Raw genomic sequence first — 14,801 nt, forward strand, 5'->3', positions numbered from 1 at the left:
GCATGTCGGCATGGAAGAAGCTGTCGCGGAATACCTGGGTGAAGAATACTTCCACGCCGCGCTCGGCGAGCATTTTCATGTCGGTACGCTGGTCGGCGAGGGTCGCCATGTCGGTTACCGGGACGCCGTAGATGCGCTCCATCACCAGGACCTTGGGCCGGCACCAGTCCCAGTACACCTGCGGCACATACATCAGCTCGGAGCCTTCGAAATTGCGCCGTAGCTGGCTGGCGTTGGCCGCTTCGCGCAACAGGTCGAGTTCGTCGTAGATGGTTTTTTCGTAATCACCGACGATTTCCACCGGATGCAGGCGGCGAGCATCGGCAGAAGCCCGCTCGGCGCCTTTGGCGATCAGGAACAGCCAGGCGATATCAGCGGCGATTACCGGCTTGAGGCCTGGCCGGACCACCTTGACCACCACCTCTTCGCCGCTTTTCAGGCGGGCGGCATGAACCTGGGCTACCGAGGCGGATGCCAGTGGCTCAACGTCGAAGCGGCTGAATACCTCACCCACCTTGGCGCCGAGTTGGTCCTCGATCAGCGCCACGGCCTGTTGCGGGTCGAATGGCGGTACCCGGTCTTGTAGCAACATCAGCTCGTCGGCGATGTCGGTTGGCAGCAAGTCGCGGCGGGTAGACAGCAACTGGCCGAACTTGATGAAAATAGGCCCAAGGTCCTGCAGCGCCAGGCGCAGGCGTTCACCACGGCTGAGCTCGGATGGCTTGCGTGGCAGCCAGCGCCAGGGCATCAGCAGGCGCAGGCTCATCAGCCACCATGGCAGCGGGTAGTCGAACAGCAAGTCATCCAGCCGGTACCGGATGACTACGCGCTGAATGCGAAAAAGACGGCGGACGGCGAGCAGCTTCATGCGTTATCGCTGGTATCAAGGGATTGGGAGAGGCGCTTGATGCGCGCCTCGAGGCGTTCTGTATCAAGCTTGAGGGCATCGAGTTCGCTGAAGGCCGCTTCGGCTTCGCGCTTGCCGACCAGGGTGCGGGACTCTTCGGCCAGGTATTCGGAGAGGTTCTGGCTGAAGCGCGCGAGGCCCTGCAGGGTCCAGCGTGCGCGCAGGCGGATGTGCCCGGCGAGCATGGCCGTGGCAACCGGGCCGAGCCAGCGCTGCAGCTCGTGTTCCCAGTCCAGCTCCAGGTCCTGCAGCACTCCGAACAGGTCAAGCAGTACCGCGCTGTCGCCATGCAGTTCGACCTGCGGACTGTGCAGCACGGCAGTCTTGTCCCTGGCCAGGGCCAGTTGCGCCAGGCTGCCGGCCGGGGCGCGCAGGCTGCAGTCGACCTCGCCCGCCCAGTGGGCCGCCAGCATCAGGCCTTCTTCATCGGGCAGGATGAACACCTGCAAGGCCGGTTGGCGGCAGTCGATCTCGATGACCTTGCCTTCCAGCGCAGCCAGCCGTGGCAGGGCCGTGCTGTCCATGCGCAGGACGCGGTTCAGGCCATGTTCGGCGCTGGCGAGCAGCCCGGCCAGCAGCATCAGGGCTTGATTCCCCGGTGCACGGCGACGATGCCGCTGGTCATGTTGTGGTAGGTGACGCGGTCGAAACCGGCGTCGACCATCATGGCCTTGAGCGTTTCCTGGTCGGGGTGCATGCGGATCGACTCGGCGAGGTAGCGGTAACTGTCCGCGTCGTTGGTGATCAACTTGCCGGCCAGGGGCATGAAGGCGAACGAGTAGGCGTCGTAGGCCTTGGACATCAGCTTGTTGGTCGGCTTGGAGAACTCCAGCACCAGCAGGCGGCCGCCCGGCTTGAGCACGCGCAGCATCGAACGGATGGCTTCGTCCTTGTGGGTGACGTTGCGCAGGCCAAAGGCGATGGTCACGCAGTCGAAATGGTTGTCCGGGAACGGCAGCTTTTCGGCATCGGCCTGGACGAACTCGATATTACCGGCCACGCCACGGTCGAGCAGGCGGTCACGGCCAACCTTGAGCATCGATTCGTTGATGTCAGCCAGCACCACCTGTCCGGTCGGGCCGACCAGCCGCGAGAACTTGGCCGCCAGGTCGCCGGTACCGCCGGCGATGTCCAGCACGCGGTTACCGGCGCGTACGCCCGACAGCTCGATGGTGAAGCGCTTCCACAGGCGGTGCATGCCGCCGGAAAGCACGTCGTTCATCAGGTCGTACTTGGCCGCCACCGAGTGAAACACTTCGGCGACTTTCTTCGCCTTCTGGCTTTCAGGCACGTCCTGGTAACCGAAATGGGTGGTGGGTTCGGCTTGGTCGCCTTTGCGCTGGTCGTTCATATCGCTTCACCGGAAAAAATTACCGCCATTCTAGGGCGAACGGGCGGATTTGTCTTGGCGGGGTGTGCCAGTGGGCAGGGGCGGGCATAATGCCCATTATGTCTTCATCTTCAGGAATGCCCGCATGACCCAGATCAGCGTCGAACGCAAACACGCCCTTGGCCGCGATGCCGCTCGTGCCAAGGCCGAAGCACTGGTCGAAAAGCTCAGCCGCGAATACGACCTCAAGGCCACCTGGAACGGGGACCGTGTCGATGTGGCGCGCAGCGGCGCCAATGGCAGCGTGCACATTGGTGACGACAGCATCCGCGTGGAACTCAAGCTGGGCATGATGCTGTCGATGATGAGCGCCACCATCAAGGGCGAGATCGAGCGGGCGCTGGACAAGGCCCTGGCCTGACCCGGGCCCGCTCCTTGGCTACTGCGGCGTGTCCGGCGGAAACGGGATGATGCCGAGCACCTGTTCCAGGCGCAGGTCGCCTCGGTAGATCGCGACCCGCTCGCCGGCGTCTACCGCTTGCTCGAGCATGGCATCACTGCCACCTGTGCCGGCATCGCGGAACTTGAGGTGGCCCTTTACGAAATCATGCCCTCTCGCTTCGAGGCTGCGATAGTGGAAGTGAGCCTCCCACAGTACCCGTCGTGGCGCTTGCTCGTCGCGAATCTCATAGACGTCGAGGTAATCATTGGCGTGGCGCAGCCGGCGGCGCATCACCGTCTGCCTGATCCGGATCCGGCGCTGCTCGGCGAGGAAATGTAAGGCCCGCCCGTCGGGATGGCGCGTATTCAGATACGCGTCGGTGAGCAACCTGGCTTTTTCCTGATGGATACGGTCTTGCGCTGCCTGCAGCAGTTCGACCAAGCTGTTGTCCTCTGGGTTGTTCAGCTCGGTCAGTTGCTGCTGCACTTCGCGCATGTCACCTGCCGGCCATTCCAGGAAGTCGTTCAGGCTGTTGGGCTCATGCGCATAGTGACGCTCGGCGAAGGCGATTTTTCCCTCCACCTCTTCCAGCAGGCGGCTTGCACGCCGCCGCACCTGCGTCCGGTCGTGTGGCGCCGGCCTCGTCTGTTCAGGCACTGCATGCCACTCATCGTTGCGTTGCTCGAAGTTGCCGGTGGGCTCCTGGTTGAAGGCATTGCGCTGGAATGCCCGAGTACCCATCTGGTCGACTTCCACCAGCAGCGGTCGACCCCGGTTGACACGGATTACCCGACGTCTATTTGTTGCTGGACGCTGTAACGGCGCCGGCTGCGGAGGATTGCAGCCGCTCTCGACTTGGGCCAGGGCGGTGCTTAACTGCTGTTCCGTGGTCTGGATCATCGTCGACAGTTCGCGCGTGTACTCGTCCAGTACCTCAGCGACCAGCGCGGGGTCGTCCAGCGTCAGCATGTACTGAGCGCGGCCCAGCACTGAGCGGTATTTCTGAAGGATGTCCTCAAGCAATTCTGCTTTGACCTGGGCCGTTTCCTCGATGTCTGCAAGCCCATCGTGGCTCCATACCGTACGGCTTAATTCGGTATCGCCGAGCGGCGCGCGCATGGTCAGCAGGTGCTCGGCCGTTTCTGCCGTGAGCCGGGCTCTGTCCACGGCGAGGTAAGCAAGTTCACTGAGCAGTTGGGCCCGGATGACCAGCGTCGAATAGGTCCTGCGCTGGATGGTCTGCGTGAGCTTCGTGGCTTTATCGGCAATATCGACCTTAGGGTCCTGGAGTGCCTCCGGTATGATCCGGTCCAGTCGCTGGCTGACCATCAGCAGGCGGCGGGTGGCCTGGCAGGAATCTTTTATCTGCTCGCGAAAATCGAGGTAATGCTGCATCTGCTCGGCGTTTTCCGGAATGCGGCGCACCCCGGCGCTCATTGCGCTCAGCTCTTGGTGGTCGACCTGCTCCAGCAAGCGGCGGTACAGCAGGATGTCGTTGCTGATGGCTGTATCGTACCAGCGGCCGTATCGGCGTCGGCTCTGGTCATGGGGGTCGAACCTGCTGAACCGTGGTTCTGCCAGCTCCTTGAACACTTCGATGTTTTCGTGCAGCAGCGTGCTTTGTCGTTCCAGGTAGAGTGCGCAGGCCCGCAGTTCAGGCAAATGTAGTTTGCGCTGGGCTTTCAGCGCCTGCTGCTGAAGCTGCAACGCTTGCGGCGGTGAGGCGCGTTCCTGTTCGGAGAGCGCATCGTAAGCCTGGCTGCACGCTAGAGCGAGGTCGTCATAAGCCTGCAACTGCATGCGGTTGCGCTGCATCAGTGGCTCCATCCGGTTCAGCGCTTCTGCCTTGGCTTTGGCGGCCGTCTTCAATGTTTCGAACCGCTGGAGGTTCTCGGCGTTGATGGCTTGCCTGCTCCTGGGCATGCCGCCAGATAGGTTCAGATTCAAGGCCCACTCGCCATTCCAGCGTGTCAGCCATGGTCCCTTCTGGCGTTCACGACCGGCGATGTAATAACCGTCCGTGGCGCCATTCCATTGGGATACCCATTCGCTGCTGCTCGTCTCGGGGCCGATGATCTGCATGCCGTTCCAGGTTTCGATGACCTCATAGGTGCCGCCGCCCAGCCTGACGTAGTGACGGCCGGCAATGTTGAACAGCCCGCGCAAGCGACCATCTTCCAGTGGCGTGTGCCCTCGCAGTGACTGTGATGACTGCAACTGTGCCAGTGACTGGCGCTGCTGTGCCGACAGGTTGCCCAGGCGTTGCGCGTCATGCCAGCCTTCTACACGCGGCTGCTGCGCTTCCACAGAAACTTCCCACGTCGTCTGCTCTGGTTGCTTGAGGGTTGCCGGGGGGAATTCTCCCTTTGGCGCAGGGCCTGAGAAGCGTAGCGTAGCGGCCTCTTCGCTACCGGCAGGGGCGGGGGCAGGGCGGTGGGCAAGAAGCAAAGCCAGATTGATGAGCAGATCCATTGCCGCGGCGGTTCGATTGTCGCCGCTATCGCTCAGCAGCGTCTTCAGGTCCTCCTTGAGCGCTGACAGCGCCAATGCAAGCCACACCAGACTGGTCATGGGACCATGCCAGAGCTGGGTGATGGTGTTGAAGATTGCCCAGGCGGCCTCCTTTACCAATGCACGTTTTTCCTGGGCATTGGAAATGCTGCTGCAGGCTGCGGCCAACAGCATGGTGTCGATTCTGGCATCGAACAGGTGAGTGTCCAGATCATCCGTCCAGGCCTGGAATGCGGGCTGGACCGGACGCGTGAGGCGTTGCAGGAGATCGTCTGCCAGCTCGCCCTGGACACTGAACAGGTGCAGTAGGCTGCTGAGGTTCGGGTGCAGGTGCGGATGGTTGAAGCCGTTATCCTGGTAAACCGGGCGTGCGTCATCGTCAAGCCAGGCCAATACGCTCTCTTGCAGCTCGCCCTGTCTGCGAATTGCGGCCATAAGCAATTCAAGGGTCGGAAACTCCAGCAACGCCCTGTCGGCATAGAAGGGGCGGTAAAGGACCCAACTGCGGATTCTCGGTAGTTCGATGATGAACATTCCATGAGCCACATCGCGTGCCGAAGCGCCTGACGCGCACAGGAACGCAAGTGGGGCAATGCGCAAACGCCCCGTGGCTATGTCGGCGCTCTGACAAAAATCGAGGATTGCCTGGCTTGCGGGTTCGCCAAGCTGTCGCTCGATCCTTGCCTGCAGGGTGCTGAACCGCAGGGCGTAACGCCACTCCCTGGCATGCTGTCTGATCCGTTCGGACCTGCGTGGTTCGGTTCTGACTTGATCTTTCAGGTAATTGGCATACTGGCCGCCGACATTGACCAGATGAATCAGCTCCCTGATCTGTTCGATGCCCAGCCAGTCGTCCGCAGGTGACCCGCCCTCGATACTTACCCCGGTCATCACCTCTCCCGCCTCCAGGCGCAGGCGGGAGATTGCCAGGTCGGTCAGGGTCATGGTGCGCAAGAACAGCGACTGCCCTTGCGTGCCAGGGCCGATGATGGCCTGGGAAATGCGGATGTTCACTTTGTCCGGGTCTGGTACCGGCTTGTCCGGATGGCTGGCCCGCAGTTGTTCGCGTAAACGGCGGGCAGCGTAGCGGCTTATATCCTCGACGTCCCCCAGGGATGTAGAGCCGTTCGACCGACCTTGACTCGCCGCCAAGTCGAGCAGAGCGGCGTAATAGGCGTAGCGGTCCTCCATGCTGGCATTGCTCAGCCATTGGGGCGGGCTGACGGCGGGTGACGTCTGTTCCTTGGATGGCAGGCTCAGGAAGTACGCGGACGGGTCGCTCACCTGATGCAGCTGCCGCTCCAGCTCATTGCTGGTTGCCAGGCTGCCAATCCGCAGGCGCCCGATGTCGTCAAGGATACCGTTGAGCAGTTGTCTGGCCTGGAAGGCGAAAGGGCGCCCTGTCACCGGTGTTTGTGCCCATGACAATGTCTCGAAGCGATAGCGCTGCGCTAGCTGGCGTTGCAGCGCGCTGGCAAAGCTGGCCATGTCGGCATGCCGACGAACCGAACCGCAGGGCTTGCACTGCAGAACCCGATCACCGTTGCCGAGGGTGCTGCTGCTGAGCAACAGATCCGGCAGCGTAAAGCTATGTGTACCGTCAACGGTAGTGAGCGTGACTTGTATCGCCGCGATAGTCAGGCTGTCGGACACCCCGTCGAGCAAGCTGTAAATTGCTGTTTTTTCTTCATCGTCCAGGCCTTGACGAGGGAGGTTTTCGAGCAATGCGGCCTTGATGGTATGTTCCAGCCAGGTGATGCGCGAGATCTGGCTGTCTTCGTCGATACCATTCCAGAAGCCGATCTGGGCCTGTTGGAAGGCGGGTATCAGTGAGCCAAGCACCATGTCGAAGGCATCGTTGAGCTTGGTCAGGTCAGGCCTTATTTCTGGCTGGCGGATGCTGTCCTGGCCTTGTACCTGGACCAGGAAGACATGCGGAGGGCTTATGCTGAGCATATCTGTGGTGCCCAGTTGCATACGTTCCCCGGCTAGAAAATGCTCGAGAAGCTCGTCCAGCAGCCCGCTGTGACTTGCTTGACCATCTGGGCTGCTGGGTGCATGGAGGATGACGAAAGGGTCGAGCGATGTGATCTGAGGATGGCTGCGGTGCATCCATGGATAGCGGTCGGTAAAGGACCGGAAACCTTCTTGCGACAATACCTCCCGCAAGCCGGGACGGTTGGAGAAACAGGCTGCCACGCGTTGCTTGAACGTCAGCCTGGGTTGGTTTGCTACAGCAGTCATGGTGTCGGTCTCCGTGAAGTGACGCCTGTGACGCTAGCTTTATCGCCTGGGAGGTACGCGTTACATAGATGCGCAGCGAAGACCTTAGGGTGAGGTTTCTAATTTTCTTCCCTACCTTGTGTTCAAGCCCAACCTCCATGGGCGGTTTTTTCCACCACTCATGAGCATGAGGTACACAGCATGGCCAAAGTGATTGTGAAGAAGAAAGACGAAGCCCTGGGCACGCTTGGCGAAGTGCGCGGCTACGCGCGCAAGATCTGGCTGGCGGGTATCGGCGCCTATGCACGCGTGGGCCAGGAAGGTTCCGACTACTTCAACGAGCTGGTCAAGGCCGGGGAAGGCGTCGAGAAACGTGGCAGGAAGCGTATCGACAAGGAACTGGATGCGGCCAACAGCCAGATCGATGAAGCGACCCAGGCCGTTAGCCGCGTCCCGGGGCGAGTCGAAATTCAACTCGACAAAATCGAAAAAGCTTTCGACGCACGGGTAGGCCGCGCCTTGAATCGCCTGGGCATTCCGTCTAAACATGACGTTGAGGCGTTGTCCATCAAGCTTGAACAGCTGCACGAGCTGCTTGAGCGCGTCGCGCACAAACCATAAGGAGAGCAGGATGGCTGGCAAGAAGAATTCCGAGAAAGAAGGCAGCTCCTGGGTCGGCGGGATCGAGAAGTACTCCCGCAAGATCTGGCTGGCGGGGCTGGGTATCTATTCGAAAATCGACCAGGACGGCTCGAAGCTGTTCGACTCGCTGGTGAAGGATGGCGAGAAGGCCGAGAAGCAGGCGAAGAAAACGGCTGAAGACGTGGCGGAAAGCGCCAAGTCCTCGACCAGTTCGCGCGTGTCTGGCGTCAAGGACCGTGCGCTGGGCAAGTGGAGCGAACTCGAAGAGGCTTTCGACAAGCGCCTGAATAGCGCCATCTCGCGCCTTGGCGTGCCGAGCCGCAACGAGATCAAGGCGCTGCACCAGCAGGTGGACAGCCTGACCAAGCAGATCGAGAAACTGACCGGTGCGTCGGTTACCCCGGTCTCGTCGCGTGCTGCCGCCAAGCCAGTCGCGAGCAAGGCAGCGTCCAAGCCACTGGCCAAGGCAGCAGCGGCCAAGCCTGCGGCGAAAACCGCGGCGGCCAAGCCGGCAGCCAAAGCAGCAGCGGTAAAACCGGCAGCCAGGACGGCAGCGGCGAAGCCTGCAGCCAAACCGGCGGCAGCCAAGCCCGCGGCAAAACCGGCAGCGGGCAAGCCCGCGGCAGCGAAGAAGCCAGCGGTGAAAAAGGCGCCGGCCAAACCGGCAGCCGCCAAGTCGGCAGCGCCTGCCAGCAGTGCTGGGCCAGCTGCAACCGCCGCTCCGGCACCTGCCGCCGCCCCGGCCAGCAGCACGCCGTCGGCAGCCAATGGCAGCGGTACCCTGATCTGATACCGCGTCACCTGCTTCGCGGGCTTGCCCGCTCCCACAAGTATCGCGCTGCTCATCTGGTCAGCGCAGGCCCTGTGGGAGCGGGCTTGCCCGCGAAGGCCGTGGCGTCGAAAGACCAGGCCTACCCCTCCAGATAGCGCACTGCCAACTGCTCGGCCGCCGCCCGCGCCTGGGCCTGTAGATGCGGCGCCACCAGCATCATCACCTGGTACACCACAATCCCCACATCTCCCTCGCGCCCCAGCACGCGCTGGTAATCCAGCGAAAACATCAGGGTCAGGGTGATCTGCTCCACCAGTTGCCCCAGCGCCTGGGTTTCGCTTTCCACCTGCCCCTGGCCCTTGAGGCTGGCCAGCAACGCTGCCAGCGTACGCTTCAGCGCGTTGATCAGGCTGCGCATGCCGCGCGCCAGCTTGGGCAGGCGCCCGGTCAGGTTCGACAGGTCCTGGAACAGGAAGCGGTACTGCGCCATGCGTTCGACGATCAGGTGCAGGAACAGCCAGTAGTCCTCGGCCTCCAGGCGCAGCTCGAGCGGTGGGTCAAGCAAAGGCATCAGCGCTTCTTCGAAGCGCTCGAACAGGCCCAGTACCAATGGCTCCTTGCCGTGGAAGTGGTAGTACAGATTGCCTGGGCTGATGCCCAGTTCATTGGCAATCTCCAGGGTGGAGACATTCGGCTCTCCCTGCTGATTGAACAGTTGCAAGGCGCATTCGAGGATACGGTCGCGAGTCTTCATCCCGTCGCCAGGCTCATCGGGTCATCACGTAGGTACCCGGTGCGGGCCCCAGCGGTGGATAGGTGGCGTTGCCCAGCTCGCTGCGCGGTGCCTTGAGCGGGCCGGAGCGCGGGGTGATCCAGTCCAGCCACAACGGCCACCAGCTGCCCTCGCTGCGCTTGGCGTCATGGAACCAGGCGCGCGGGTCGCCGGGCAGCTTGGGGTTCGCCAGGTAATAGGCCTTGGGGTTGCCAGGCGGGTTGATGATGCTCTGGATATGCCCGCTGTTGGCCAGCACGAAGCGCCGGTCGCCACCGAGCAGCAAGGCCGAACGGTATACCGCGTCCCAGGGGGTGATGTGGTCGTTGCTGCCGGCTACGGTGAAACTGTCCAGGTCGACCTTCTGCAAGTCGATGGGCGTGCCGCATACCTCCAGGCCGGCTGGGTGGGTCAGTGGGTTGAGCTTGAAAAAGTCCAGCAGGTCACCATGCAGCGCAGCGGGCAGGCGCGTGCTGTCAGCGTTCCAGTAGAGGATGTCGAAGGCCGGTGGTGTCTTGCCGAGCAGATAATTGTTGACCCAGTAATTCCAGATCAGGTCATTGGGCCGCATCCAGGCGAATATCCGTGCCACCTCGGCGCCGTCCAGCACGCCACGCTGGTAGGAGCGGCGCTTGGCGGCCTCGATGGTCTGCTCGTCGGCGAACAGGCTGGCCGGGCTCTCGAACTTGCTGTCCAGCAGGCTGACCAGATAGGTGGCGCTGCGCACCCGGCGCAGTTGCTGCCTGGCCTGCAGGTGGCCTTGCAGCGCGGCCATGGTCAGGCCGCCGGCGCAGGCGCCCATCAGGTTGGGGTCGCGGTTGCCGCTGATACTGCGGCAGGCGTTGAGCGCTTCCTCCAGCGCTTGCACGTAGCTGGACAGGCCCCATTCGCGGTGGCGCGGGTCGGGGTTGCGCCAGCTGATCATGAACACCTGCAGGCCGCTCTTTAGCATGTACTGCACGAAGCTGTTGGTCGGGCTGAGGTCGAAGATGTAGAACTTGTTGATTTGCGGCGGCACCACCAGCAGTGGCCGTGCATGTTGCTTTTCGCTCATCGGCTTGTACTGGATCAGCTCCAGCAACTCGTTGCGAAACACCACTGCGCCGGGGGTTGCGGCCAGGTTGCCGCCCACCTCGAAGGCACGCTCGTCGACCTGGCGAGGCAGGCCATCGTTGTGGCGCAGGTCGTCGAGCAGGTGGGCGACACCGCGCAGCAGGCTCTGCCCGCCGGTGTTGAACAGCTCCTTGACCGCCAGTGGATTGAGGAGCGAATTGCTGGGCGCCAGGGCGTCGTTGATCAGGTTGAACAGGAAGTGCGCCCGGGCCCGGTCATCGTCGTCCAGATGGCTTTCCTCGATCCACATGCGGGTCTGCTTCTGCCAGGCCAGATAAGCCTGCAGGCCGCGGCGGTAGAACGGATTCTGGCTCCACGTAGGGTCGTTGAAGCGTGGGTCGCGCGGGTTCGGCTGGTGCGGTGTGTCGCCCAGCATCACGCGACCCAGTTGGCCGCCCAGGGCCAACAGGTGGTGTGCGGTATGCAGCGGGTGACGCAGGCCGTGACGGCTGACATTGCGCAACGTGGATAACAGGTCACGCCCGCGCAGGCCAAGGATGGCGTTCTGTGCATTCATGCGGGTGGCGGGAAGCGTTGGCGTTCCTTTGGCCGGTTTGTCTTTCATGGCAACACTCCCTCGTCTGAGCCGTTTCGCTGTCGGGACCTTCGCGGGCATGCCTGCGCCACAGGTTCGGCGCCGTCCCTGTGGGAGCGCGCGCGCCCGCGCAAAAGGCCGCATCGATCTACCCGCCCGAAACCGGGCGAGGGTGCATGACGGCGCGCTGTCGTTCTTGCTGAAGGAAATTCATGATGATCGGTGCGACGGCCTCGGCCCGGGTAATCAGGAACAGATGGCCGTCGTCGATAATGTGTAGCTGGGCATTGGGAATCCGCCAGGCCAGCAGGCGCATGTTGATCAGCGGGATCAATGGGTCGTCGTCGCCGGCCAGCACCAGGGTTGGCTGCTGGAGCTTGTGCAGCCAGTGGATGCTGGTCCAGCCAAGCCCGGCGAACAGCTGCCAGTAATAGCCCATCTTTCCGCCGGAGCGCACCTTGGCGGCATGTTTCATGGCCAGGTCCGGGTCGCGTCGGAAGCCGCCACCATAGATCAATGGTGCAATCCGGATGACGTGCGAGGGTTGTACGTAGCGCCGCGGGCTGGCCATCATCCACAGCACCTTGGGCTTGCCTGGCACCATCACCGCACCGGCTGCGGTGGCGGCCAGCACCAGCTTCTTGCAGCGCTCAGGGTAATCGTGGGCGAACTGCTGGGCCAGGGCGCCGCCCCAGGACACGCCGATGACATTGACCTGGCCGTAGTCGAGGTAATCCAGCATACGTGCCGTCAGCTTGGCCAGCCCGGGGAAGCGGTAGGGGTGGCGCGGGGTTGACGAGCCGCCGACCCCGGGTACGTCGAAGGCGATGACTTCCAGGTCCGGGTCCAGTGCTTCGATAAACGGGAACACCAGCTCCAGGTTGGCGCCGATACCATTGAAGATCAGCAACGGCGTAAGGTGTGGCTTGCCCGGGCGAACGGCGGTGCGGATGGACTGGTCGTCCAGCTCGACGGTCCTGAAGATATAGGGTTGCGGCATGCGCGTGACTCTTGGGTGAATGAACACCGTGGCGCCCTGGTAGGTGGCCACGGCGCTGCAGCTTATCGCTCGTGGACGTAAGTGCCCGGTGCAGCCTCGCCGGCACCGTAGGCCCGGTTGCCCAGGCGTGTCGGTGCCTTCTTCAGCGCACCGGCCCGCTCGGCCAGCCAGCTTTGCCAGTGCAGCCACCACGAGTCGGCATGTTTGGTGGCGTTTTCCTGCCAGGCTACCGGGTCACCCGGGCGATCCGCACCGGTCATGAAGCGCGCCTTGGGGTTGCCTGGCGGGTTGAGGATGCTCTGGATATGCCCGCTGTTGGACAGCACGAACTCGATCTTGCCACCGAACAGGTGCGCCGACCGGTAGCACGACTGCCACGGGGTAATGTGGTCGGCGGTGCCGGCCACGCTGAAGATGTCGCACTGCACTTGCTTCAGGTCGATCGGCGTGCCGCACACTTCCAGGGCACCGGGGCGGGTCAGCGGGTTGGTCTTGAACATTTCGATCAGGTCGCCGTGGAACGCGGCCGGCAGGCGCGTGGTGTCGTTGTTCCAGAACAGGATGTCGAACACCGGTGGCTCGTTGCCAAGCAGGTAGTTGTTGACCCAGTAGTTCCAGATCAGGTCGTTGGGGCGCATCCAGGCGAACACCTTGGCCATCTCGCTGCCTTCGAGCACGCCGGCCTGGTAGGAGTGGCGCTTGGCGGCTTCCAGGGTCTGCTCGTCGACGAACAGCGCGACCTGGGTATCCATGGTCGTGTCCAGCACGCTTACCAGCAGGGTCAGGGCATTGACCTTGTTCTCGCCAAGGGCGGCATAGTGGCCCACCAGGGCGGTGCAGGTAATACCGCCTGAGCAAGCACCGAGCATGTTCAAGTCCTTGCTGCCGGTAATTGCCAGTACCGCGTCGACGGCTTCCTTGAGCGCATCGATGTAGGTGGACAAGCCCCACTCACGCTGGGCCTTGGTCGGGTTGCGCCAGCTGATGATGAAGGTCTGTTGCTGCGAGCGCAGGCAGAAGCGAGCCAGGCTCTTTTCCGGGCTGAGGTCGAACACGTAGAACTTGTTGATCTGCGGCGGTACCACCAGCAGCGGACGAGCATGTACCTGCTCGGTGATGGGGTTGTACTGGATAAGCTCCAGCACATCGTTGCGGTACACCACGGCGCCTTCGCTGGTGCCCAGGTTCTTGCCCACTTCGAAGGCGTCCATGTTCACCTGGCTGGGCATGCCACCGTTGTTGACCATGTCCTTGGCCAGGTTCGACAGGCCGTCGAGCAGGCTCTTGCCACCGGTTTCGAAGAAGCGCTTGACCGCAGCGGGGTTGGACAGGGTATTGGTTGGCGCCATGGCTTCGGTCATCAGGTTGATGACGAACTGGCCGCGGCTGATGTCCTGGGGCGACAGGTCGCTGCTGCCGATCCAGTCCTGCAGCTCCTTGCGCCAGGCCAGGTAGGTTTGCAGGTAGCGGCGGTACAGCGGATTGTGGCTCCAGGCCGGGTCGGTGAAGCGACGGTCGTCGCTTTCCGGGGCCAGGCTGGACTTGCCCAGCAGCACATTCTTCAGTTCCAGGCCGAAGTGGGCCACATGCTTGGCGCTGTGCAGCGGTTGGCGCATGGCCTGGCGCAGCACGGTACGTGCCGAACTCAACAGGTCCTTGCGGCGGATACCGATGACCGGGTTGAGCCCCAGGGTATTTTCCGAGGCTTGCCGCTGCAGCTCATCGTTGTTCTTGTTACTCATCTACGACGCTCCGTTGTCCTGAGACGAGTACCGGTTTGCTGTGGCGGGTGCACAGTGCTGAGCCCGGTACTGCTACTCGGGTGACCAGTGATAAGGAACAGCGGTGCTGCGAGGGTTCTTGCTACCTGCAAAGTGATGCAGGGAACTTGCCACTCCCCATTGGTTACCCGACTTTCATGTAATGCGCAAGACAGCCCTTCACTGGGCTGTCTATAAGGCATTCAAACAGATGATTCTAGAAAATGCGCTCTAAACGCTGAGGGCCTTGCGCTAGAGCATGAGTTTCACCACCGATTCGGCGGGGTCACGGGATTTACCGGCCTTGTGCAGCTCGTCGAGGTACTCGGCCCACAGCTGCTCCTGGCGCAGGCACAGCTGTTCGAGGTATTCCCAGGTGAACAGCCCGCTGTCATGGCCATCATCGAAGACCAGTTTCAGTGCATATTGGCCGGCAGGTTCCAGGCCGCTGAGGCCGACGTTGATCTTGCCGAACTGCAGGATGGGGTTGCCGTGGCCCTGGACCTCGGCGGAGGGGGAGTGTACGCGCAGGAATTCCGCGGGCAGGTGGTAGACCTCGCCGGGGGCGTAGGTGAGGCTGAGGGTTTTCGAGGCTTTGTGCAGGTTGATGGCGGTGGGCAGGCGGGCCATGGGCGGAATCTCTCGGGAGCTGATGGTGCAAGCTTCCAGCTTATGGAGGAGGGATTCAAGGGACATTGGGGCTGCTACGCAGCCCTTTCGCGGCACAAGGCCGCTTCCACAAGTTCAGCGCTGCATTGGAGGGCAACGCTGTACCTGTGGGAGCGGCCTTGTGC

The 14,801-nt window shown here is 62.4% G+C and carries 12 protein-coding genes; 3 read left to right on the forward strand and 9 right to left on the reverse strand.

Translation table 11 applies throughout. The features are described from left to right. From B4L76_RS21510 to ubiE, 3 genes are all read right to left on the reverse strand, one after another. Positions 1–868, reverse strand: an 868-nt coding sequence (locus B4L76_RS21510; RefSeq protein WP_296235144.1) for an AarF/UbiB family protein, incomplete at its 3' end; no start/stop codon positions are given. Next, complete coding sequence (locus B4L76_RS21515) at positions 865–1,488, reverse strand: ubiquinone biosynthesis accessory factor UbiJ (RefSeq protein ID WP_296235145.1); 624 nt, start codon at positions 1,486–1,488, stop codon at positions 865–867. The genes B4L76_RS21515 and B4L76_RS21510, both read right to left, overlap by 4 nt. After that, the gene (gene ubiE / locus B4L76_RS21520; RefSeq protein ID WP_225779533.1) at positions 1,488–2,258 is read right to left on the reverse strand and encodes a bifunctional demethylmenaquinone methyltransferase/2-methoxy-6-polyprenyl-1,4-benzoquinol methylase UbiE; all 771 of its coding nucleotides are present in this window, start codon (positions 2,256–2,258) and stop codon (positions 1,488–1,490) included. Before ubiE ends, B4L76_RS21515 begins: the two co-directional genes overlap by 1 nt. A gap of 124 nt (positions 2,259–2,382) precedes the next feature. On the opposite strand from ubiE, the gene B4L76_RS21525 reads away from it, so the two are divergent. Next, on the forward strand, positions 2,383–2,658 hold the full coding sequence (locus B4L76_RS21525; protein WP_296235146.1) for a polyhydroxyalkanoic acid system family protein: 276 nt from the start codon (positions 2,383–2,385) through the stop codon (positions 2,656–2,658). 18 nt (positions 2,659–2,676) lie between these two features. Here B4L76_RS21525 and B4L76_RS21530 read toward each other — a convergent pair whose 3' ends face one another. Next, the gene (locus B4L76_RS21530; RefSeq protein WP_296235147.1) at positions 2,677–7,434 is read right to left on the reverse strand and encodes a DUF6543 domain-containing protein; all 4,758 of its coding nucleotides are present in this window, start codon (positions 7,432–7,434) and stop codon (positions 2,677–2,679) included. 180 nt (positions 7,435–7,614) lie between these two features. Between B4L76_RS21530 and B4L76_RS21535 the strand changes: the two genes are divergently transcribed. Both B4L76_RS21535 and B4L76_RS21540 read left to right on the forward strand, forming a co-directional pair. Then, positions 7,615–8,034 carry a phasin family protein gene (locus tag B4L76_RS21535; RefSeq protein ID WP_296235148.1) on the forward strand — a complete coding sequence of 140 codons (420 nt, stop codon included), beginning with the start codon at positions 7,615–7,617 and terminating at the stop codon, positions 8,032–8,034. Between the two features lie 10 nt (positions 8,035–8,044). After that, positions 8,045–8,845 carry a phasin family protein gene (locus B4L76_RS21540; protein ID WP_296235149.1) on the forward strand — a complete coding sequence of 267 codons (801 nt, stop codon included), beginning with the start codon at positions 8,045–8,047 and terminating at the stop codon, positions 8,843–8,845. Between the two features lie 121 nt (positions 8,846–8,966). Here B4L76_RS21540 and B4L76_RS21545 read toward each other — a convergent pair whose 3' ends face one another. From B4L76_RS21545 to B4L76_RS21565, 5 genes are all read right to left on the reverse strand, one after another. Continuing rightward, positions 8,967–9,581, reverse strand: a complete 615-nt coding sequence (locus tag B4L76_RS21545) for a TetR/AcrR family transcriptional regulator (protein ID WP_296235150.1) — start codon at positions 9,579–9,581, stop codon at positions 8,967–8,969. 13 nt (positions 9,582–9,594) lie between these two features. Then, positions 9,595–11,277: a class II poly(R)-hydroxyalkanoic acid synthase gene (gene phaC / locus B4L76_RS21550; RefSeq protein ID WP_296235151.1), complete on the reverse strand. Its 1,683-nt coding sequence runs from the start codon at positions 11,275–11,277 to the stop codon at positions 9,595–9,597. 118 nt (positions 11,278–11,395) lie between these two features. Then, positions 11,396–12,247 carry a poly(3-hydroxyalkanoate) depolymerase gene (gene phaZ / locus B4L76_RS21555; protein ID WP_296235183.1) on the reverse strand — a complete coding sequence of 284 codons (852 nt, stop codon included), beginning with the start codon at positions 12,245–12,247 and terminating at the stop codon, positions 11,396–11,398. A gap of 62 nt (positions 12,248–12,309) precedes the next feature. Further along, the gene (gene phaC / locus B4L76_RS21560) at positions 12,310–13,989 is read right to left on the reverse strand and encodes a class II poly(R)-hydroxyalkanoic acid synthase (protein WP_296235152.1); all 1,680 of its coding nucleotides are present in this window, start codon (positions 13,987–13,989) and stop codon (positions 12,310–12,312) included. 270 nt (positions 13,990–14,259) lie between these two features. After that, positions 14,260–14,637 (reverse strand): gamma-butyrobetaine hydroxylase-like domain-containing protein, encoded by a 378-nt coding sequence (locus B4L76_RS21565; RefSeq protein ID WP_085621741.1) that lies wholly within the window; start codon positions 14,635–14,637, stop codon positions 14,260–14,262. Positions 14,638–14,801: the final 164 nt, after the last annotated feature.

The sequence above is a fragment of the Pseudomonas sp. UBA4617 genome, from assembly GCF_002386445.1.
Taxonomy (GTDB): Bacteria; Pseudomonadota; Gammaproteobacteria; order Pseudomonadales; family Pseudomonadaceae; genus Aquipseudomonas.

Excerpts from the sequence above, each read along its gene's own strand:
- B4L76_RS21515 (WP_296235145.1), bottom strand. The coding sequence starts at position 1,488 with ATGCTGCTGGCCGGGCTGCTCGCCAGCGCCGAACATGGCCTGAACCGC.
- ubiE (WP_225779533.1), bottom strand. The coding sequence starts at position 2,258 with ATGAACGACCAGCGCAAAGGCGACCAAGCCGAACCCACCACCCATTTC.
- B4L76_RS21525 (WP_296235146.1), top strand. The coding sequence starts at position 2,383 with ATGACCCAGATCAGCGTCGAACGCAAACACGCCCTTGGCCGCGATGCC.
- B4L76_RS21530 (WP_296235147.1), bottom strand. The coding sequence starts at position 7,434 with ATGACTGCTGTAGCAAACCAACCCAGGCTGACGTTCAAGCAACGCGTG.
- B4L76_RS21535 (WP_296235148.1), top strand. The coding sequence starts at position 7,615 with ATGGCCAAAGTGATTGTGAAGAAGAAAGACGAAGCCCTGGGCACGCTT.
- B4L76_RS21540 (WP_296235149.1), top strand. The coding sequence starts at position 8,045 with ATGGCTGGCAAGAAGAATTCCGAGAAAGAAGGCAGCTCCTGGGTCGGC.
- B4L76_RS21545 (WP_296235150.1), bottom strand. The coding sequence starts at position 9,581 with ATGAAGACTCGCGACCGTATCCTCGAATGCGCCTTGCAACTGTTCAAT.
- phaC (WP_296235151.1), bottom strand. The coding sequence starts at position 11,277 with ATGAAAGACAAACCGGCCAAAGGAACGCCAACGCTTCCCGCCACCCGC.
- phaZ (WP_296235183.1), bottom strand. The coding sequence starts at position 12,247 with ATGCCGCAACCCTATATCTTCAGGACCGTCGAGCTGGACGACCAGTCC.
- phaC (WP_296235152.1), bottom strand. The coding sequence starts at position 13,989 with ATGAGTAACAAGAACAACGATGAGCTGCAGCGGCAAGCCTCGGAAAAT.
- B4L76_RS21565 (WP_085621741.1), bottom strand. The coding sequence starts at position 14,637 with ATGGCCCGCCTGCCCACCGCCATCAACCTGCACAAAGCCTCGAAAACC.